Here is a 20,948-nt window from a genome sequence, read left to right as displayed (position 1 = left end):
CGCCGCCTGCCGGTGGGGCCTCATCGCCGGCAAGCCGGGCTCCTACAGATCGTTGATATCCAGATCCAGCAGCGCAGACCCTAGGCACTTGCCATGGGCATCCAACGCCAACGAACGGGTGACGCCACTGCGCAGGATGCCCGGCAGCACGAAGTTGAGCGCCTGCACATTCGGCAATGCATAGCGCCGAACAGGCGCTGCGCCGGGCTCACGCAACCCCGCGAAAAACTCGGCCACACGCTCGGCTGTCAACTGTTCGCAGAGCAGTGGGTAATCCTCGACACGATAGGCAATGATCGAAATGTTCGACGTATCGCCCTTATCCCCAGTGCGGGAATGGGCCAGCATCTGCAGCTTCATGCTTCGATCCTCGGGTTGACCTTATCGCGCGGCAGCAACAACGACGCCACCGCCACCACCTGACGCACGCTTTTGCTGGCGCCGCCGCCGCCCGACGGGCCGTTGGTGTAGAGGGTTTCCACTTCATTGCCCACGCGTATCGCCTCACCGCGATCGTCACAGCGAGCCGCCACGCGCAGGCGCACTTCCCAAGGCTCGACTGTACTGCGCGGGCCGTGGAGCGAGTCCACGCCAATCAGCTCGGCACGCACCTCCTGCATCCTTACGCCCATCAACTCGAGCCGCTTGAGGACGACATCCCGCGCCAGCTGCGCCCGTGCGACAGCACCGGGACCACCGTAGGACATCTGCCCCTCTCCAATCCAACCGTCCAGATAGCCGACGCTGACCTTTAGCTGTTCGGGGCGCGCACGACCGTCTGCACCTTGGGCGCGAACGCGATCAACGCCCTCCGCCACAAACCCCACTTGGGAAAAATCCGCCGTTACGTCAGGCGTGAGATAAGCCGCCGGGTCGTGCACTTCATAGATAAGTTGCTCCGTGCACGTCGCACAGCTGACCCGCCCGCCGGACCCACCCACCTTGGTAATCACCGCCTCACCGTCCTCAGCGATCTCGGCCAAGGGGAAACCCAGGCGCGCCAAGTCCTCCACATCCTTGAAACTCGGATCGGCGAAATAGCCGCCGCTGACTTGCCCGGCGCATTCAAGCAGATGCCCCACCAGCGTGCCACGCCCCAAACGCTGCCAATCGTCCGCTGCCCAGCCGAATTCAAACATCTGTGGCGCAAGGAATAGCGAAGGGTCGGCAACGCGCCCGGTGATCACCACGTCGGCATCCGCGTGCAACGCCTGCAGAATGCCGTCGACGCCCAAGTAGGCATTCGCGGAAATCAGCCGCTCACCCAAGGCGCCGACCGTCTGGCCGTTATCCAGCAGAAAGTCAGGCTTCAACACATCCAACACGTCATCGCCGACCACCGCGACCACCTTGAGCGCAAGGCCCAGTTCACGCGCAATTCGCCGCACTTCATTGGCCGCCGACACCGGATTGGCCGCCCCCATATTGGTGATCACCCGCAGGCGGCGACGCCCGGCCTTCACGCCCACAAACGGCAGCACGCGGCGCATGCGCTCGCTCAGCAACGGGTCGTAACCGCCCTCGGGATCGCTGATCCGCGCCTGTTGCGCCAAAGCAATCGTGCGTTCGGCCAGGCATTCGAACACCAGGTAATCCAGGTCGCCCTGCTCGGCCAGTTCCACGGCAGGTTCGATACGATCGCCGGAATAGCCGGCGCCGGAACCGATGCGCAAGGTTTTCATCTCAAATAACTCCCAGGAGCAACGCGGTCAGGGTCATCAACACCGACGCGGCAAACAGAAACGGAATGGTGAAGCGCTGGTGATCAGCCAGCTCGATCTTGCACAGGCCCACCAAAAGGAAGGTCGCGGGGGTCAGCGGACTGACCGGGAAGCCAGTGGTGTGCACGCCCAGCAGCGAGGCCTGGGCCACTTGCAGCGGGTCCACGCCCAAGGCCTTGCCGACTTCGGCGATCACCGGCATCACGCCGAAATAGTAGGAATCCGGGTCAAACAACATGCTCAGCGGCATGGAGATAAAGCCCACCACCGCCGGAATCAACTTGCCGTGGCCGGCCGGAATCTGCGCTACCGCCACTTCGGCAATCGCCTTGAGCATGCCGGTGCCCTGCATGATGCCGGTGAACACCCCGGCGGCGAGCAGAATGCTGGCCATGGTCAGGGCGGTCTTGGCGTGGGCGTCGATGCGGGCGCGCTGGGCATCAACGTTCGGGTAGTTGATGCACAGCGCCACCACGGTGCCGAGCATGAACATCACCACCGGATCGACCCAGCCGGCAATCATCACCACCATCACCAGCACGGTCAGGATCAGGTTCACCCAGAACAGGCGCGGGCGACGCAGCTTGATGTCATCGTCACTCAGTACCCGTTGCGGCACCGCATCCACAGTAGAGCCGGCGCCGAGACCCAAGCGTTTTTCTTCGCGACGGCCGAGCCACCAGGCGCAGGCGAAAACGAAGATCAGGCCGACGATTTGCACCGGGATCAGTGGTTGGAACAAGTCCGCCACCGGCACATGCAGCGCGGCCGACGAGCGCAGCACCGGGCCGGTCCACGGCAAGAAGTTGACCCCGGCCGCCATCGCGCAAACACAGGCGAGGATACGTTTGTCGATGCCCAGCCGCGTATACAGCGGCAGCATTGCCGGCACCGTCACCAGAAAGGTCACCGCACCAGAGCCATCCAAATGCACCAGCAGCGCCAAGGTCGCGGTGCCTACGACAATGCGTGTAGGACGCGTGCCGACCGTGCGCAGGATGCGATCAATGATGGGGTCGAGCATGCCGGCATCGGTCATGATCCCGAAAAACAGGATCGCGAACACAAACATGCCCACCACAGGGGCGACGTTCTTGATACCGGTGATGATGAAGGCGCTGGTTTGCAGGCCGAACCCGCCGAGCAACGCGGCGATGATCGGCAAGGCGATCAGGGCCACCAGTGGCGAGAGGCGTTTGCTCATGACGGCAGCGAGCAGGCACAGGATGGTGATGACACCCAGGGTAGCGAGCATGGGTTACTCCAGAGCGGCCTTGGTGGCCGGTTATTGTTTTACCCGGAGTATTGGAAGCGGGTTAGTCTTTGTAAATTGGAATATTCACCCGCTAGTGTTCGGAAAAACAAAATGAAGCTGCTCTTATGAAAAACAGCATCCAACACATTCAGTCGTTTCTTGCAGTGGCTCGCACCGGCAGCTTCACCAAGGCTGCCAATGAGCTGCATCTGTCACCTTCGGCGCTGACGGTGCAGGTGCAGCAACTGGAAGACTGGCTTGGCGTCGCCCTGCTCGACCGCAGCCCGCGCCACGTCAGCCTCACCGCCGCCGGCCAGGACGCGCGCGGCCCCATGGAAAAACTGCTGCTGGACCTGGACAACATCGTCACCGGCTCCCGCGACCTCGCCGCCCTGCGCCGGGGCGTGGTCACCATCGCCGCCCTGCCCTCGGTGTGCGCCGGCAGTTTGCCGCCGGTTCTACGCTTGTTTCGCGAGCGCTTTGCCGGAATCGAAGTGCGCCTGCATGACCTGGTGGCCCATCGCATTCATGCCCAGGTGCGCTCCGGCGAGGTGGATTTCGGTATCGGCGTGCGTGCACGGCTCAGCCATGGCCTGGAATTCGTGCCGGTGTTGAATGATCGCCTGTGTGCGTTTGTGCCGGTGGACCATCCTCTCAGCCGCCACCGCCAACTGACCCTGGAGCAATTGGCCGACCAGCCGATCATCCTCACCGGCCGCGACAGCAGCGTGCGCGAGCAAGTGGATGCGTTGTTCGATGAGACGCGCCTGACAATGAACGCCGGGATGGAGGCCAACTACATGTCCACGGTGTTGGCCCTGGTGCGCCAGGGGCTGGGGATCAGTGTGCTGCCGGAATCGGCGGCAGACAGCCTGGAAGGATTGAAGCGCATCCACATCGATCATCCCGGCGTGAACCGGGAGATCGGGTTGATCACACGTAGCGGGATGAGCCTGAGCCCGGCGGCGCAGCGGTGTTTCGACCTGCTGAATACAGAGTTGCGATCCCTGTAGGAGCCCGGCTTGCCGGCGATGGCGCCCCTGAAAACGCTATCGCCGGCAAGCCGGGCTCCTACAGATCAGGGTGCTCAGTCCAACATGGCGACATGCTTGGGATGGCTGGCCACTCGCGCCAACCAGGCTTGAACACCCGGATAAGCTTCCAACTCAAAACCACCCTCATTCGCCACATGGGTGTAGGCATACAAGGCTACATCGGCGATGGAGAACTGATCGCCCACCAGGTACGGCGTCAGCTGCAATTGACGCTCCATGACCTTGAGCGCTTTGTAGCCGCCCTTGTGCAGCTTCTTGTATTCCTCCAGGCGATCCTCGGGCAGCCCCAGGTAAAACTGGATAAACCGCGCCACCGCAATGTACGGCTCGTGGCTGTACTGCTCGAAGAACTGCCATTGCAGCACTTGGGTGCGCAGGCGCGGCTCGGACGGCAGGAATTCACTGCCATCGGCCAGGAAGTTGAGGATCGCGTTGGACTCCCACAGGCAGGTGCCGTCTTCCAGTTCCAGCACGGGGATCTTGCCGTTGGGGTTCTTCGCCAGGAATTCGGCGGTCTGGGTGTCACCCTTGAGGATGTCCACATCGATCCATTGATACGGGATGCCCAGCAGGCTGAGCATCAATTTGATCTTGTAGCAGTTGCCCGACTTGTAATCGCCATAAACCTTGTACATGGGGCTCCCCTTATGCCGCTTGCGCGTGCTGTGCTTGACGGACCACCGCGGCCAGGCGCTTGAGACCTTCGTCGAGGCGGGCCGGGTCGATATGGCTGAAATTGAGGCGCAACGAACCGTGATGCTGGTCCGGCTCGGAAAAGAACGGTTCACCGGGCATGAACGCGACATTCTGTTCCAGCGCTTGCGCCAACAAGGTGCGGGTGTCGAGTGGCTGTTTCAAGGTCAGCCAGAAGAATAATCCACCTTGGGGCACTTGCCAGTCGGCCAGATCGGCGAAGTGACACTCTAGCGCAGCCTGGAATGCATCGCGGCGCTGGCGGTAAAAACTGCGCAGCTCCACCAGGTGCTCCTGGTATTTTTCGCTGCCGATCCACTGCATCGCCTGCCATTGGCCGACGCGGTTGGTGTGCAGGTCGGCCGATTGCTTGAGCTTGAGCAGATGCGGGAACAGGTCCGGGCTGGCGATCAAGTAGCCCACGCGCAGGCCGGGCAACAGGGTCTTGGACACGGTGCCGGTGTAGATCCAACTGGCTTTTTTCAGGCGCCCGACGATGGGTTTGGCGCTGCCGCCGTCGAAGGTCAGTTCGCGGTAGGGCTCGTCTTCGATCAGGGTCACGCCGAACTCATCGAGCAACGCGGCGACGGCTTCGCGCTTGGCTTCGCTGTAGCGCACGGCGGAAGGATTCTGGAAGGTCGGGATCAGGTAGATGAATGCCGGGCGATGGCGTTCGAGGTTGGCGCGCAACGCGGCCAGGTTCGGGCCATCGGCTTCCAGTTGCACGGTAAGGCAATCGGCGCCGAACAGTTGGAAGATCTGCAACGCGGCCATGTAGGTCGGGCCTTCCAGCAGGATCTGCGTGCCTTTGTCGATGTACAGCTTGGCCGCCAGGTCCAGTGTTTGCTGGGAACCGCTGACCACCAGCACCTGGCTTGCCTGGCACGGCACGCCGAGTGCGCGCGCTTCGGCGGCAAGCAATTCGCGCAACTGTGGCTCGCCTTCGCTCATGCCGTATTGGCCGATGTTGAGGGGCATGTCGTCCCAGTTCAGCGCGGGCAGCACGGCTTCGGCCGGCAGGCCACCGGCGAACGACATCACTTCCGGGCGCTGGGCTGCCGCGAGGATTTCACGGATCAAGGAGCTTTTGAGGCGCGTAACACGTTCAGAGAAGGCCATAAGGTCACCGGTAGCGAAGCCTGTGGGAAATACGTCAAACTGGTTGACCGAAATTACGACGACTTATACGGATACGTCAATATGCTTGACCTTAAAAACCCCACCGCCCAGCAAGCCGCCATGGAAGCGTTCTTCTTCGGCTACCAGGCGTTTACCGCCAAGGCCGACGAAATGCTGGAGCGCCGTGGCCTGAGCCGGGTGCATCAGCGCATTGTGTTTTTTATCGCGCGCTACCCGGCCTTGAGCGTGAAACAACTGCTGGAATTGCTCGGCGTGAGTAAACAAGCACTGAACATTCCGCTGCGCCAATTGCAGGAAATGCACCTGGTGAACAGCGTTGCGTCCGAGACCGACAAGCGTAAACGCCTGCTGGAATTGACCGAGGAAGGCCTGCGCTTCGAACAGTCACTGCGCCGCGAACAGGTGAAACTGTTGCAACGCGCCTTCAGCGAGGCGGGCGAAGAAGCGGTGACAGGATGGCTGGCTGTCAATCAGGCATTGAGCGCGAACTAGCCCTTCACACCGCTATTCGAAAACATTATTTGCTTTATTTGTATACAAAAGCATAATTCGCCTCGTGCGAGTTCCTGACCTATTGGTCAACAAAACCCGCCAGTACCTCAAAGCGCTGTTGCCCACATCCGTGACCTGCGCTGGAAATAACAATAAAACTCTTGAGGAGTACTCGCTGTGGATAGCCGCAAATCCGAAGCCCCTACGCTGGACATCGCCCCGCCTAATAACAGTTGGCTAGAACGCCTGTTCAAGCTCAGCTTGCATGGCACCACAGTGAAGACCGAGCTGATCGCCGGCCTCACCACCTTCATCACCATGGCCTACATCATCTTCGTCAACCCCAACATCATGGCCGACGCCGGCATTGACCACGGCGCGGCGTTCGTCGCCACCTGTATCGCCGCCGCGCTGGGTTGCCTATTGATGGGCCTGTACGCCAACTGGCCGGTGGGCCTGGCGCCGGGCATGGGTTTGAACGCGTTCTTCACCTACACCGTGGTCGGCACCATGGGTTACACCTGGGAAACCGCGTTGGGTGCGGTGTTTATCTCCGGCGTGCTGTTCATGGGCCTGACGCTCTCGCGGGTGCGTGAATGGTTGCTCAACAGCATTCCCGTCAGCCTGCGTCATGCCATGGGCGCGGGCGTGGGCCTGTTCCTAGGGGTGATCGGCCTGAAAACCGCCGGCATCATCGTCGACAGCCCGGCCACGCTGATCAAGCTCGGTTCACTGCATGAACCCGCGCCACTGCTGGCGGCCGTATGCTTTCTGCTGATCGCCATCCTCAGCTACCACCGTGTGTTCGGCGCGATCCTGATCAGCATCATCGCCGTAACACTCGCTGGTTGGGGGCTGGACCTGGTGCATTACAACGGCATGGTGTCTACACCGCCGAGCCTGGCGCCGACCTGGATGGCCATGGACATTAATGGTGTATTCAATGTCAGCATGATTAGCGTGGTATTTGCCTTTCTTTTTGTACACATGTTCGATACTGCAGGTACACTGATGGGCGTCGCGCAACGGGCCGGGCTGGTCAATGCCGAGGGCAAGATCGATAACCTCTCCCGTGCATTGAAGGCCGACAGTGCCTCCAGTGTGTTTGGTGCGATGGTCGGTGTGCCACCGGTCACCAGCTATGTGGAAAGTGCTGCTGGCGTGGCCGCTGGCGGTCGCACCGGGCTCACCGCCGTGACCGTGGGCGTGCTGTTTGTGGCGGCGATGTTTTTTGCACCGCTGGCCGGCATGATCCCGGCATATGCCACCGCCGGTGCGCTGATTTACGTTGCGATGCTGATGATGGCGAGCATGGCCCATATCAATTGGGATGAAGCCACCGACAGCATTCCCGCGATCGTCACGGCAATCATGATGCCGCTGACGTTTTCGGTTGCTGACGGTATTGCCCTGGGCTTTATCACGTACGTGGCGCTCAAGGCCGGCACTGGCAAGTACCGTGAGATTTCCGTCAGCCTATGGGTGCTGTGCGCGATCTTTATCGCCAAATTCATATTTCTATAAAGGAGTAACGGATGAACCTGGAAACCTGGCTACTGTTCAGCGGCGCGGCATTGGTGGTGATCCTGATCCCGGGGCCCCTGTCATTGCTGATGATCAGCAACAGTCTCAACTTCGGCCTGCGCCGTTCGTATCCAGCGTTTCTCGGTGGGGTGTTTGCCTCGATCTGCCTGTTGAGCGCCTCGGCCCTGGGCCTGGGCGCTCTGCTACTGGCCTCCGAGCAGGTGTTCAGCGCCTTGAAAATTGTCGGCGCGCTCTACCTGTTTTACCTCGCCTGGCAGAGCTGGCAGCAATCGCGTCAGCCGGCGCAAGGCGCGGTAGTGCCCCAGGCCATTGCGACGCCGCGTTTTCGCGCCTTGTTTGGCCGCGCCTTTGTACTGGGCGCCAGTAACCCCAAGGACATTCTGTTCTTTGCTGCCTTCCTGCCGCAGTTTCTCAGCAATGAGCTACCGTTCCTATCGCAACTGCTGCTCATGATCGCCACTTGGACCGTGCTCGATTTGCTCTGCAAATTGGCCTATGGCTTCGGTGCACAGGGCGCTGCGCGCTACCTGCGCAGCGGCGATGGCCAGAGCTGGTTCAACCGCGTCAGTGCCGGGTTATTCGGGGGCGCCGGCGCGATGGCGTTGCTCAAGGCTAGGATGGACTGACTTTGGCGAAATAAACAGTGGGTCGGCTCGCTCCTTCGTTGCTCCACTGAATGCCTGCAACGATCCGGATCAGACGCTTTTCCCTCATGGCGGTTTTGACGCCTGCCAATGCCTGCACACCCGGGTTGCGCTTGAATGTCTCATTGAACCACTGATTCGTCAGCCGCGTGTCCAACTGGATCGACCCTCCGTAAACCCAATGGACGGACACGTAGTAGAGATTGTTTGAATTGGAAAGAGGATGAGTCGCGATTAATTCATGCGTGGACATTTTATGATGCATCACCAACACCTCCTCCACATCGAAACCCTGCTGCTGCAGGACGCGCGTGATTGCCTCGCGCATTTTAACGGCACGCTGAACTGCCAGCGTGGAGTGATCGGGACGTAGTATGGGATCTAGGTCGGAGATCCTGAAGTCAACTCGTGTGAAGGCAGATGCCTTGTCTTCTCGACTGATGAATATCGTTCGGCGTCGCCTGTCGGTGGGCCGTAGCATTCTCAGTAAATCATCCGTCTGGCCAGACCAGGCAGGCGCCGGGGGCAGCCAACTGTCTAACGTCGCACGGACATTGAGCATGTGGGTTGCCGTTGGCGAGTACTCGGGGTCAGCTAACTGAATCATTCTTTGAGCTGCCAAATGGCGGCTTCTGCGTGTCATGGTGGGAAACGCTGTGCGCACATACTCCGACAAAGGCCGATCGAACAACGGTTCATGGATCTGCCAGTCACCCGCAGCGGTACGTGACGCCGGAAAAGGCTGCTCAAGCAACCTCGTGCTTGTCCAACCTTCGATAGTTAAACTGGCCGATGAAACCAGTGGCTCATTCCTGTGGATAAACACGATGCGGTCCAACGGCGCCTGATCACCTTGCGGGAGCAGCCTGTAATAACCGCTCCACAGATCTGGCAAGCCGGTATCAGGGGGGGCTATCCGCAGGAGATTGTGCGGATATCCTCGGGTATCCAACGCATTGTAAAACACCCCAGGCGCTGGGGAAGTCATCTGCGTATTCTGAGGCTGGGTACGCCAGTCTAACCAATGGTCAGACGTCGCCATTGACTGACGAATGGCGTCTTCCGTAACACTGCGAACGGCCGCTGGCTGCCAATCCGGCGGCGGCGGCACGGGCGGCCTCCATGGGTTGAGAACGCCCGAACTCGGCCCCGCCACTGGCTGCGGGGCATCCGCACTGAGTAGCCATTGTTTGGGTTCATGGATGTTCAGAATCAGTTCATCCTGCCCCGCTGCCTGCGTATTCTTGAACCGCAATGACTGTTCGTTGCCGCGCCGGTAGAGCGGATAGTGATGAGTATCATCGGCCATAAACAGCTCGCCATTTTTCACATATACCCCGCTTTCACCCGGCCCTCTCAATGCCACTGCACCTTCGGGCACCCCCTCGACTTTGAACCGCTGCAACGCCGTCAGCTGGGTCGCAGGGAGCGCAGACCCGGTGTGCGCCTTCATCCGTGAGCGGTGAATGCGCCCCAACACAGCTGTCAATGCGGGCCGCCCAACACGAACTGCACCGCGCCACACTTTTTTAGGGCCGGGTACAACGCTCATTAATATGTCGATCACCAGAAAAGTAGTTCTGAAAGCCACTTCGGCGGCATCGTTAGGATCGCCATAGTGGTGGTAGCGCCGCGAAACGAGCAATAACTCATAGAAGTCATTAAACAATGCGTAGAACGGAAAGATTAAACCCACCAATGCCCTTGCGCGGGCTTCGCTTTGCTCCCCCAGGCGACTGGCTCGATACTGCTCCAATGCCTTGCCGGAATGGCTCATCGCTTGAGTCCGGCTTTGCAGGCCGAACACGCTGGCGCGAAACAACAATGCCTGGGTATCGCTGTGGGGGATGGGAGTAACAGCCAGCCAGGCTTGCGGATCACTGGCAATCTGTTCGCGGACGACGGCTTCAATTTCATCAAACTGCACCGCTGGCTCAAGGTGCTTGATGGAGAATGAGCGAATAATCTTGAGCCCCGCCACAATTGCATGTCTCACACGACTTCCGGGCGACATCATGTAAAGATAGTTTCCTGCTTCGGCCAACAGATCAACTTCCTGTACAGGCAGCGGGAGCGCCTCAAACGCCCAGCCGGGGGCGACCTGCTGCGCCAGTGCCTTGAGGTTTTCCGGCAATGCGCCAAGACGGTTCAACGCCTCAGTGGCCTGTTGCAGGCTGTTGTATTCGGTGAGGGCCAAGGTGCCCGGCGCTTCGGGCCAGTAGACCACGCACAGCTCGGAGTGCTTGTCCTGAACAACCACTATCCCGGCGATATAGCGGTCGTGCTTCATCGTGTGCCCTACCAGATAAACCACGTGCAGTTGCAACTGGTGCTGGTTTTTCAACAAATCCTGTGGCGTGCGTGCAGCCATGGCGGTGTTGAATATGCTCTGTGCATCCGGCGTCAGCCCTTGTTGGATCGCACAGAAAAGATGGTATTTGAAACCGGCCCTCAGCGTACGATTCAATAATCGGGGTATGCGCCCTGCGGCGTCTGCACGTGGGTAAAAGACCTCGTTGATCAATGCGTCGTATTGGCCGCCGATATCCAACGAGGAGACCATCGAGATCAGATAATCCGCATTGAGCCTTTTTTTCCAATCGGGCTGCAGGTAGCGAGCACGGTTGAGTCTCCAGCGCGTCCAAGGCGCCAAGGGGTCGAGGTTATGCAGCGTCAATTGCAGCAGACTGAAGGTCGTACGTGTAGCACTAGGCGTATATTTTATACTCCGATCTCCCACGGGGCAGCTGCTGCTATACCACCCACAGAAGGAGCCGGACACATCATCGGGCATCTCAATAAAAGGTAGATCGATATCCAAGTCCGCAGGAAAGCCGTCCTGGCCCAAACGGGTGATCAGGCGGCGGCGGGCGAACGTTTCCAGATCCGGCAAGTCGTGTTCAAGGCGAGTGTTAAATGCAAAGGCGCTGATGAGATACACCCGTTGCCAGTGCTTGAAGTGTTTACGCTGGACACGCGTCGCCTGGATCAACCATGGAGGAAACTGCTTTGCTTGGGCGTGTGCGGTGCGCAGCAACTCAACATTGGCCTGAGCCTGGCTGAAGGCGTTATTGGCGGGAACCTTCAATTGATCTTCCAGCTCAAGTATCAACAACGAGCGGCTGACCTCGGCATCCGTCACTTCACTGAAAATTCGCGTGATGTCTTCGCGGCTCTTAAGCAGGCGGTCGCAGGAGCCAAGCAGTTTTTTCAGCATCATCAGCGCAGGCTTGCCGTTCATTTCAACGTAGCGCACACCCAGCGTTTCTCGGGCCGCATGGCGACGCAGGTCGGCGCGCTTATCGCGGTCTACACAGCCCCATAGTACGGAGTCGTCAAGGCTGCGCAAGCTCGCCTTCAGGCTGCGCGTCAGCGCATCGAGCCCGGCAAAAGCCAGTACTCCGCCATCCTTGCCGAACGCATAGAGCACCACCGCATGCTGGCGCGTAGGAACCCGCACCGCCGCCGCCGTGGTCACCACCCACACGTTTAGCAGCGTACAAAACGCGTCTGGCTCGCTGCCCACGGCAATCGACAGCACTCGGGTTTCGCTGCCCGCGCGTTTGGTAGGCAGAGGCTGGTTCAGCACCTCGGTCATCAAGTCCCGATGCGCCGTATGGATCAGCTTGAGCCGATAGTGCAGCTCAACCTCATGACGCAGGGCCTCGGTTTGCGCGTGTATGAACAACGACGCGCGCCTGGGAGTACCCGCCCCCCCGGGACGCTCAACCCAAAAAGCCAACTCTAACAGCCGCTGGCCGGCGTCTTGCAGCAGTGCATTCAAGGCCTGGGTATGTTCTTTGATTTGACGCCCGAGCAACAGGACTACGTTATAGGCCACCGTATCCGCACTGGGGTCATCTGGGGTCAGCAGCGCGACCAGGCCTTTCTCGTAGCGCTTGGCCTGACGCTCTGCGGTACCCAACGCCAGGTCGAACACCGCACTGCCAAAAATGATTTCTTCATGCCGTCTCTGCCGGTCCCATATGAGCAATTGATCACCCACGTCGCTAAGCCTAGAAGTGCCGATCAGTTGCCTCCTGGCCCCCTCCACCTGCGTCAGAAAAGATTCGGCGCCAGGTGGTTGCGGCCGCGGCCGTACTGTGGAGAACACGAACGCCTCGTTGATCTTCACGGCGCAGGCCAGCTCGTTGCTCCATTGCCCGGTCAACAGCGCCTGGGCTCCGACCGCCAGCGCATCGTCCAACACCTCCAAGCCGCGAACAATCCCCGCCATCGGCGGCAATTGCGCCGGACGGCACAGCGTATTACGACGGCTTAGCGGCAAGCATTGCCAAAGGTCGTGGAACCGTGAGTTCCCCAACTCCAGCGCGCCGCACTGAAGCGCCTCAAAGGATGAGTACTCATAAAAGTTGCGCGCCACACCCGGCAGGTACATGACATGGGGGGTATCGGTCGGGTCACCCTCACAGAACAGGTGCAATGCCCCGGGGATTATTACCGCAGGCGTCCCCGGCCACATCAGTTGACCCACTCGCACACTGGCCCATTGCCCACCGGCACGCTGGCGCGCGCTTGCCGTGGGGGCATCGATGAGGGCTTTGACCATGGTCATGGCGGCAGTTGACAGCTCGTCCAACTGTCGGGCCAGAAAAGCCCGGTCTGCGAACAGCTCTTTGTGCTGCTCCACCCATAGCTCCCGGCGCGTGCGCCAGGAACCTTGCGCCAGGGTGTCCCAATACGCAGTCGCCGCGTAGGCCAACCGCTCTGGAAGCCTCATCGCAATCACACGGCGTATTGCATCCAAGGGGGTATAGGGCAACTTGCTGTTCGGTTCGTCTTTAATGCTGAGCGCAGTGAATTGATTGAGGTTGATCACCACAGTGGGCATTACCAGTAACTGCAGCGCCCGATCAGTCAGGCTGTCGACCCGGTTGGGTAGGGACGGCGGCTTGGGTTCGGTAAACAATAGGGTATCCGGGTCCAACGCGAATGCTTCGCGCAGTGCAGTGCGAATGACGGTCAAGACTTTGGGCGAACGCCCGATCAAGTGGGCAAGCACCTTCGCCCTCTCGTCAATCCGCGCATCGGCACGCACGATTTGATTGATCAACCGACTGGGGTAGGCATGCGCGTTAATCCGTCGGGTCAGTTGGTCACGCATAGCCTGTGACGCGGCTTCGGCAGCGACCAACGGGTCATCGGGATCGGACAAGGGGCCCGCTGGTTCTGGAGTGATCGGTGAGACGAACGGCGAGGTCATGATGTTTTCTACTTGATGATGAAAACACTCAGCCTAGGCATCGCCGATAGTCAAAAGGCGCTAAATAATTCACTGCACAACATGCATAAAAAAGCCCGCAGTGTGGGCGGGCGAAAACCAACGAAGAGCTTTGGGGGTGTGAAGCGAGGTGACGCTAGCTACCGCGATAGGTGGAGTAGCTGTAGGGCGAAATCAGTAGCGGGACATGGTAGTGATCCTGTTCGGCGCTGATGCCAAAGCGCAGGACCACCACATCCAGGAAGGCCGGTTCAGGCAGCTGCACGCCACGGGCGCGGTAGTAGTCGCCAGCGCTGAATTGCAGTTGGTACACACCACTGCGGTAATCATCGCCCTGCAACAAGGGCGCGTCGCAACGGCCGTCGCTGTTGGTGACGGCGGTGGCGACCAGTTCCAGCTGCGCGCCTTCGACGCGGTACAGCTCAACCTTGATCGCGCTGCCGGGGCAGCCGTGTGCAGCATCCAAAACGTGTGTGGTCAAACGTCCCATGGCGTCTACGCGCCTCCCATAGTCAGTAGAAGAGTGATCCGCACTTTTTCAGGGCAGCGAAAAAGCCGGCGATGGCTGATTAAGACACTTTTTAAAAAAATTGTACACAATAAAAATCACAAACCTTTGAAGTCTCCCAGCGTCATTGCTTAATGGAGCAATCGGCCAGTCATCCTTGCTTTTGAACGACCTTTTGTCCATTAGCTGACCAACCAGGCAAGTTTCTTGCTACACCATTCATCTAGAGCCCTGCCGAAAAAATGCAGAAATGTAGGCTTACAAAGTGCGCGATAAGTTGTATACAATCACTCATCGCTAACACGACGAACAAGAAGGAAGACTGCAGTGAGCGCTGACTACCCACGCGACCTGATCGGTTACGGCAGTAACCCTCCTCACCCCCACTGGCCGGGCAAGGCGCGCATTGCGCTGTCTTTCGTACTCAACTACGAAGAAGGTGGCGAGCGCAACATCCTGCACGGCGACAAAGAGTCCGAAGCCTTCCTCTCGGAAATGGTCTCGGCCCAGCCGCTGCAAGGCGCACGCAACATGAGCATGGAGTCGCTGTACGAGTACGGCAGCCGTGCTGGCGTGTGGCGCATCCTCAAATTATTCAAAGAATTCGATATCCCGCTGACCATCTTCGCCGTGGCTATGGCCGCTCAGCGCCATCCGGATGTGATCCGCGCGATGGTCGAGGCTGGCCATGAGATCTGCAGTCACGGCTACCGCTGGATCGACTATCAGTACATGGACGAGGCCCAGGAACGCGAGCACATGCTCGAAGCCATCCGCATCCTCACCGAGCTGACCGGCGAACGCCCACTGGGCTGGTACACCGGCCGCACCGGCCCCAACACCCGGCGCCTGCTGATGGAGGAAGGCGGCTTCCTCTACGACTGCGACACCTACGACGACGACCTGCCCTACTGGGAACCCAACAACCCCACCGGCAAGCCGCACCTGGTAATCCCTTATACCCTGGACACCAACGACATGCGCTTCACCCAGGTGCAGGGTTTCAACAAGGGCGATGACTTCTTCGAATACCTCAAGGACGCGTTCGACGTGCTCTACGCCGAAGGCGCCGAGGCACCGAAGATGCTTTCCATTGGCCTGCACTGCCGCCTGATCGGCCGCCCGGCGCGCCTGGCGTCGTTGAAGCGGTTCATTGAATACGTCAAAGGTCACGAACAGGTGTGGTTCACTCGTCGCGTGGACATTGCCCGTCACTGGCACGACACCCACCCGTACACGGGAGCCGCGAAATGACTGCGTTTCACACCTTGAAACCGTCGACCCTGAGCCGCGATGCATTCGTCGCAGCCTTCGCCGATATCTACGAACATTCGCCATGGGTAGCCGAAAAGGCCTACGACCTGGGCCAGGACGCCTCGATCGACCAGATCGAAACCCTGCACCAGCGCATGAGCGACATCCTGTTGAGCGCCGATCATGCCAGCCAGTTGGCGCTGATCAACGCTCACCCGGACCTGGCCGGCAAAGCTGCCGTCCAGGGCCAACTCACCCAAGCCAGCACTGATGAACAGGCTGGCGCGGGGATTCACCAATGCACGGCCGAAGAGTTTTCTCGCTTCACCGAGCTGAACGATGCCTACAAGGCCAAGTTCAAGTTTCCCTTCATCATGGCGGTAAAAGGCAGCAACCGGCACCAGATCCTGGCCGCGTTTGAAACGCGCATCCACAACTCGGTGGACACCGAGTTCAAGTGCGCACTGGCCGAGATCAACAAGATCGCGTTGTTCCGATTACTGACCCTCTAAACGACCATCCCCAGCCACTCTCTTTAAGGCAGACAAGAAGAATGAAAGCTTACGCCGTACCTTTCGAAAAGTTCGTCAACCTGGCCGACGCCCGCCTGGGCACCAAGATCATCTCCGTCACCGATGACTGGTTCGCCGACGCCAACCGCCTGTTCCAGCCGACCCCGGCCGTGTGGAAGGAGGGCGTTTTCGATGACAACGGCAAGTGGATGGACGGCTGGGAGTCGCGCCGCAAGCGCTTCGAAGGCTACGACAGCGCTGTGATCCGCCTGGGTGTGCCGGGCAGCATCAAAGGCGTGGACATCGACACTTCATTCTTCACCGGCAACTTCCCGCCGTCGGCTTCCCTGGAAGCTTGCTTCCTGGCGTCGGGCGAGCCGGATGACAAGACCCAGTGGGTGGAAGTGCTGTCGGCCGTCGAGCTGCAAGGCAACAGCCACCACTACCACGAGATCAACAACGACCAGGCGTTCAGCCACCTGCGTTTCAACATCTACCCGGATGGCGGCGTGGCCCGTCTGCGTGTGTACGGCGTGCCGTTCCGCGACTGGTCCTCGGTGGGCGACAACGAACAGGTCGACCTGGCTGCCGCACTCAACGGTGGTCGTGCCCTGGCCTGCTCCGATGAACACTTCGGTCGCATGAGCAACATCCTCAACCCAGGCCGTGGCATCAACATGGGCGACGGCTGGGAAACCGCGCGTCGTCGTACACCTGGCAATGACTGGGTGATTGTGGCGCTGGGCCATCCGGGCGAGATCGAGAAGATCATCGTCGACACCCTGCACTTCAAGGGCAACTACCCGGACACCTGCTCGATCCAGGGCGCCTTCGTGAAGGGTGGCACCGACAGCCAGATCGAAACCCAATCGCTGTTCTGGCGCGAACTGCTGCCGGCGCAGAAACTGGAAATGCACGCTGAACACACGTTTGCCGAGCAGATCAAGGCGCTGGGCCCGATTACTCACATCCGCCTGAATGTGTTCCCGGATGGTGGCGTGAGCCGCCTGCGGGTCCTCGGTAAAGTAGCCAAGTAAGCACTGACCCCGAACCTGTAGGAGCCCGGCTTGCCGGCGATGGCGTCCTCAAGATTGCAATCGCCGGCAAGCCGGACTCCTACACAGAAATCACACCATTCAAAAGATTAAGAAGACAGCCATGCGCACACTGATGATCGAACCCCTGACCAAAGAAGCCTTCGCCCCTTTCGGAGACGTTATCGAAACCGACGGCAGCGATCACTTCATGATCAACAACGGGTCGACCATGCGCTTTCACAAACTGGCCACGGTGGAAACCGCCAAGCCTGAGGACAACGCCATCATCAGCATCTTCCGCGCCGACGCGCAGGATATGCCGCTGACCGTGTGCATGCTGGAACGACACCCGCTGGGCAGCCAGGCTTTCATTCCGCTGCTCGGCAACCCCTTTCTGATCGTGGTCGCGCCACTTGGCGATGAACCTGTATCGGGCTTGGTCCGCGCCTTCGTCACCAACGGCAGGCAGGGCATTAATTACCATCGCGGCGTCTGGCACCACCCGGTGCTGACGATCGAAAAGCGGGATGACTTCCTGGTGGTTGATCGCAGTGGCACAGGCAATAACTGCGATGAGCATTTTTTCAAAGAGGATGAGCGGTTGATCCTCGCCCCCCACCAATAAGAGAAGGTCTGATCACCCGACAACAAGGGTGACAGGCGAGAGGTAAAGACTGTGGAAGCACATTTGATGGAATGGCTGAACCTGAGCGTGCGCTGGGTTCACATGATCACGGGCGTCGCGTGGATCGGCGCTTCTTTCTACTTCGTCTGGCTGGAAAACAACCTCAATCGCGTCAACCCCAAGAGCGGCCTGGCCGGTGACTTGTGGGCGATCCACGGTGGCGGTATCTACCACCTGGAAAAATACAAACTGGCCCCGCCGACCATGCCGGACAACCTGCATTGGTTTAAGTGGGAAGCCTATTTTACCTGGATGTCCGGTATTGCGCTGCTGTGCGTGGTGTTCTACTGGAACCCGACCTTGTACCTGCTGGCCCCGGGCAGCAGCCTCAGTGGTCCGGAAGGCGTATTGCTGGGCATTGGCTCATTGTTCGCCGGCTGGTTCATCTACTCCTTCCTCTGCGACTCGGCCCTGGGCAAACGCCCTGCCCTGCTCGGCTTCATCCTGTTCGTGCTGTTGATTGCCGCCGCGTACGGCTTCAGCAAAGTGTTCAGTGGCCGTGGCGCCTACCTGCACGTGGGGGCGGTGATCGGCACCATCATGGTCGGTAACGTGTTCCGCATCATCATGCCGGCGCAACGCGCGTTGGTGGCGGCAATCGCCGAGAACCGCACGCCAGACCCGGCACTGCCGGCCAAAGGCTTGTTGCGTTCACGTCACAACAACTACTTCACCTTGCCGGTGCTGTTCATCATGATCAGCAACCACTTCCCGAGCACCTACGGCAGCCAATACAACTGGCTGATCCTGGCGGGTATCGCGGTGGCGGCGGTGCTGGTACGGCACTATTTCAACACCCGTCACAACAGCCAGAAATATGCGTGGACGTTGCCGGTAGGCGCGTTGGCGATGATCAGCCTGGCGTACGTCACCGGACCAAAACCGGTGTCGACCGCCCCGGAAGTGGCCAAGGCGCCCGCTGCCATCGAGTACCAGCCATTGCCGGAAACGGCGTTGGGTGGTGGCTTGAAACCCGCTGCACCGGCCGCACCCGCCGCTCCGGCGGCTGAACCGTCACCGGCCCAGGCCACCACGGATTTCGGCCAGGTCCACAACGTGATCGAGCAGCGCTGCACCGTCTGCCATTCGGCCAAGCCCACCAGCCCGCTGTTCAGCACCGCACCGGCTGGAGTGATGTTTGATACACCGGCACAGATCCAGCAGCAGGCCGCGCGCATTCAAGCGCAAGCCGTGGCGAGCCAGATCATGCCGTTGGGCAACATCACCCAGATGACCCAGCAGGAGCGGGATCTGATTGGGACCTGGATCAATCAGGGGGCTCGTACCAACTAGCTCTGACGCATCCCCTCTGTAGGAGCGAGCTTGCTCGCGAAGAACGTCAACGATAACGCGTACATGTTGAATGAACGCGGCGCTCTTGGGTTTTTCGCGAGCAAGCTCGCTCCTACAGGGATTGAGAACAGCTCTACCGGCAATTGAATGCCAAACAACACAAAAATAAAAAAGATCCGAGGTGTTGCATGACCGAGTTAGCCGAACCGCAGATTCCTGCCGCGCCCGCCATGGTGCGGCTGCCCCTCTTGCAACTGATTCTGGTAGGCCTGCAACACGTCTTGCTGATGTACGGCGGCGCCGTCGCCGTGCCCCTGATCATTGGCCAAGCCGCCGGCTTGAGCCGTGAAGAAATCGCATTCCTGATCAACGCCGACCTGCTTGTCGCCGGTATCGCCACCATGGTGCAGTCGTTCGGCATCGGCCCGGTGGGCATTCGCATGCCGGTGATGATGGGCGCCAGTTTTGCCGCCGTCGGCAGCATGGTCGCGATGGCCGGCATGCCCGGCATCGGCTTGCAGGGAATCTTCGGCGCGACCATCGCCGCCGGGTTCTTCGGCATGCTCATCGCGCCCTTTATGTCCAAGGTCGTGCGCTTTTTCCCGCCGCTGGTGACCGGCACGGTGATCACCGCGATCGGCCTGTCGCTGTTTCCGGTGGCCGTGAACTGGGCCGGTGGCGGCAGTGCTGCCGCCACATTTGGCTCGCCGATCTACCTGGCGATTGCCGCACTGGTACTGGCCACCATCCTGCTGATCAACCGCTTCATGCGCGGCTTCTGGGTGAACATCTCGGTGCTGATCGGCATGGGCCTGGGTTACGCCTTGTGCGGCGCGCTCGGCATGGTCGACCTCAGTGGCCTGGCAATGGCGCCGTGGGTGCAGGTGGTGACGCCGTTGCACTTCGGCATGCCCAAGTTCGAGTTGGCGCCGATCCTGTCAATGTGCCTGGTGGTGGTGATCATCTTTGTCGAATCCACCGGAATGTTTCTCGCCCTGGGCAAGATCACCGGCCAGGATGTCACGCCGAAGATGCTGCGCCGTGGCCTGCTGTGTGATGCCGGCGCGTCGTTCTTCGCCGGTTTTTTCAACACCTTCACCCACTCCTCGTTCGCCCAGAACATCGGCCTGGTGCAGATGACCGGTGTGCGTTGCCGCTCGGTGACGATCATGGCCGGGGTCTTCCTGATTGTGCTGAGCCTGTTGCCCAAGGCCGCCTACCTGGTGGCGTCGATACCACCGGCGGTGCTGGGCGGCGCGGCCATCGCCATGTTTGGCATGGTGGCGGCGACCGGGATCAAGATCCTGCAGGAAGCGGACATCGCCGACCGTCGCAACCAGTTGCTGGTGGCGGTGAGTATAGGCATGGGCCTGATCCCCGTGGTGCGCCCGGAGTTCTTCGCGCAACTACCGTTGTGGATGAGCCCGATTACCCACAGTGGCATCGCCATGGCCACGCTCAGCGCGTTGTCGCTGAACATCCTGTTCAATATTCTCGGTGGCGCTGAACGCCCTGAAGTCGCTCATACGCATTGATTCCTTCGTTCAAACAAAAACAATAACGAAACGGGAATAACCACATGCACACCCTTCACCTGGGGCCGGCCACAAGCCGTGCCCCATTCTCGCCCCACGCGCGCTTTAACAGCGCACTTGAGCCACGGCCTGGGAGCCAGTATTCTCCGCGCCCGCTCGAATCGACTCAAAAAAAAACAGCGAATGTAAAAGCTGACTGCAAGGCCAACTTATCCCGGCCTTATGTCTGCGGCCAAAGTGCGCAAACGTCCTCTGAATTCGACTGCATCCGATGCAGCCGACGGGGATTTTTTGGCTTTTTAAACACCTTGGCGCAGCTCTTGCTAAATGCACTAAA

General features: G+C 59.8%; 17 protein-coding genes. 10 read left to right on the top strand and 7 right to left on the bottom strand.

Annotated elements, in window-relative coordinates:
* Positions 1-42: 42 nt before the first annotated feature.
* Genes HX868_RS11775 through HX868_RS11765 form a run of 3 tightly spaced genes read right to left on the bottom strand, consistent with a single transcriptional unit; the run spans position 43 to position 2,976 of the window.
* On the bottom strand, positions 43-360 hold the full coding sequence (locus tag HX868_RS11775) for an AtuA-related protein (RefSeq protein WP_177002980.1): 318 nt from the start codon (positions 358-360) through the stop codon (positions 43-45).
* Positions 357-1,682, bottom strand: coding sequence for an acyclic terpene utilization AtuA family protein (locus HX868_RS11770; RefSeq protein WP_177002979.1), 1,326 nt, complete (start codon positions 1,680-1,682; stop codon positions 357-359). The genes HX868_RS11775 and HX868_RS11770 overlap by 4 nt, the downstream gene beginning before the upstream one ends.
* A 1-nt stretch (position 1,683) precedes the next feature.
* The gene (locus tag HX868_RS11765; protein WP_016976366.1) at positions 1,684-2,976 is read right to left on the bottom strand and encodes a CitMHS family transporter; all 1,293 of its coding nucleotides are present in this window, start codon (positions 2,974-2,976) and stop codon (positions 1,684-1,686) included.
* A 125-nt stretch (positions 2,977-3,101) separates the two neighbouring features.
* Between HX868_RS11765 and HX868_RS11760 the strand changes: the two genes are divergently transcribed.
* The gene (locus tag HX868_RS11760; RefSeq protein WP_177002978.1) at positions 3,102-3,989 is read left to right on the top strand and encodes a LysR family transcriptional regulator; all 888 of its coding nucleotides are present in this window, start codon (positions 3,102-3,104) and stop codon (positions 3,987-3,989) included.
* Between the two features lie 74 nt (positions 3,990-4,063).
* Here the strand turns inward: HX868_RS11760 and HX868_RS11755 are convergent, their stop codons facing one another.
* On the bottom strand, positions 4,064-4,666 hold the full coding sequence (locus tag HX868_RS11755; protein ID WP_095017071.1) for a glutathione S-transferase family protein: 603 nt from the start codon (positions 4,664-4,666) through the stop codon (positions 4,064-4,066).
* A gap of 10 nt (positions 4,667-4,676) precedes the next feature.
* Complete coding sequence (locus HX868_RS11750) at positions 4,677-5,843, bottom strand: aminotransferase-like domain-containing protein (protein WP_177002977.1); 1,167 nt, start codon at positions 5,841-5,843, stop codon at positions 4,677-4,679.
* A gap of 81 nt (positions 5,844-5,924) precedes the next feature.
* On the opposite strand from HX868_RS11750, the gene HX868_RS11745 reads away from it, so the two are divergent.
* The 3 genes from HX868_RS11745 (at position 5,925) to HX868_RS11735 (ending at position 8,527) form a co-directional block, all read left to right on the top strand.
* Positions 5,925-6,356, top strand: a complete 432-nt coding sequence (locus HX868_RS11745) for a MarR family winged helix-turn-helix transcriptional regulator (protein ID WP_177002976.1) — start codon at positions 5,925-5,927, stop codon at positions 6,354-6,356.
* 177 nt (positions 6,357-6,533) lie between these two features.
* A complete protein-coding gene (locus HX868_RS11740) occupies positions 6,534-7,880 on the top strand; it encodes a solute carrier family 23 protein (protein ID WP_177002975.1) in 1,347 nt (448 codons plus the stop codon).
* A gap of 11 nt (positions 7,881-7,891) precedes the next feature.
* Positions 7,892-8,527, top strand: coding sequence for a LysE family translocator (locus tag HX868_RS11735; protein ID WP_177002974.1), 636 nt, complete (start codon positions 7,892-7,894; stop codon positions 8,525-8,527).
* Here the strand turns inward: HX868_RS11735 and HX868_RS11730 are convergent.
* Both HX868_RS11730 and uraH read right to left on the bottom strand, forming a co-directional pair.
* A complete protein-coding gene (locus tag HX868_RS11730) occupies positions 8,514-13,769 on the bottom strand; it encodes a dermonecrotic toxin domain-containing protein (protein ID WP_246355517.1) in 5,256 nt (1,751 codons plus the stop codon). The genes HX868_RS11735 and HX868_RS11730 overlap by 14 nt on opposite strands.
* Positions 13,770-13,923: 154 nt before the next feature.
* Positions 13,924-14,277 (bottom strand): hydroxyisourate hydrolase, encoded by a 354-nt coding sequence (gene uraH, locus HX868_RS11725; protein ID WP_028617268.1) that lies wholly within the window; start codon positions 14,275-14,277, stop codon positions 13,924-13,926.
* A 345-nt stretch (positions 14,278-14,622) separates the two neighbouring features.
* Here uraH and puuE point away from each other — a divergent pair, with 345 nt between their 5' ends.
* The 6 genes from puuE to HX868_RS11695 all read left to right on the top strand — a co-directional run bounded on the left by puuE (position 14,623) and on the right by HX868_RS11695 (position 20,611).
* On the top strand, positions 14,623-15,549 hold the full coding sequence (gene puuE / locus HX868_RS11720; protein ID WP_177002973.1) for an allantoinase PuuE: 927 nt from the start codon (positions 14,623-14,625) through the stop codon (positions 15,547-15,549).
* A complete protein-coding gene (gene uraD, locus HX868_RS11715) occupies positions 15,546-16,061 on the top strand; it encodes a 2-oxo-4-hydroxy-4-carboxy-5-ureidoimidazoline decarboxylase (RefSeq protein WP_177002972.1) in 516 nt (171 codons plus the stop codon). The genes puuE and uraD overlap by 4 nt, the downstream gene beginning before the upstream one ends.
* Positions 16,062-16,102: 41 nt before the next feature.
* Complete coding sequence (gene alc / locus HX868_RS11710) at positions 16,103-17,098, top strand: allantoicase (RefSeq protein ID WP_028617271.1); 996 nt, start codon at positions 16,103-16,105, stop codon at positions 17,096-17,098.
* Positions 17,099-17,219: 121 nt separating this feature from the next.
* Positions 17,220-17,723 carry an ureidoglycolate lyase gene (locus tag HX868_RS11705; protein ID WP_028617272.1) on the top strand — a complete coding sequence of 168 codons (504 nt, stop codon included), beginning with the start codon at positions 17,220-17,222 and terminating at the stop codon, positions 17,721-17,723.
* A gap of 51 nt (positions 17,724-17,774) precedes the next feature.
* Positions 17,775-19,076: a urate hydroxylase PuuD gene (locus tag HX868_RS11700; protein WP_177002971.1), complete on the top strand. Its 1,302-nt coding sequence runs from the start codon at positions 17,775-17,777 to the stop codon at positions 19,074-19,076.
* A gap of 188 nt (positions 19,077-19,264) precedes the next feature.
* On the top strand, positions 19,265-20,611 hold the full coding sequence (locus HX868_RS11695) for a nucleobase:cation symporter-2 family protein (protein WP_016976352.1): 1,347 nt from the start codon (positions 19,265-19,267) through the stop codon (positions 20,609-20,611).
* Positions 20,612-20,948 lie beyond the last annotated feature (337 nt).

Source organism: Pseudomonas reactans, from assembly GCF_013385825.1.
Classification (GTDB): domain Bacteria; phylum Pseudomonadota; class Gammaproteobacteria; order Pseudomonadales; family Pseudomonadaceae; genus Aquipseudomonas; species Aquipseudomonas reactans.
The sequence above is the reverse complement of the archived record's forward strand: the minus strand, read 5'-3'. Positions and strand labels throughout refer to the sequence as shown.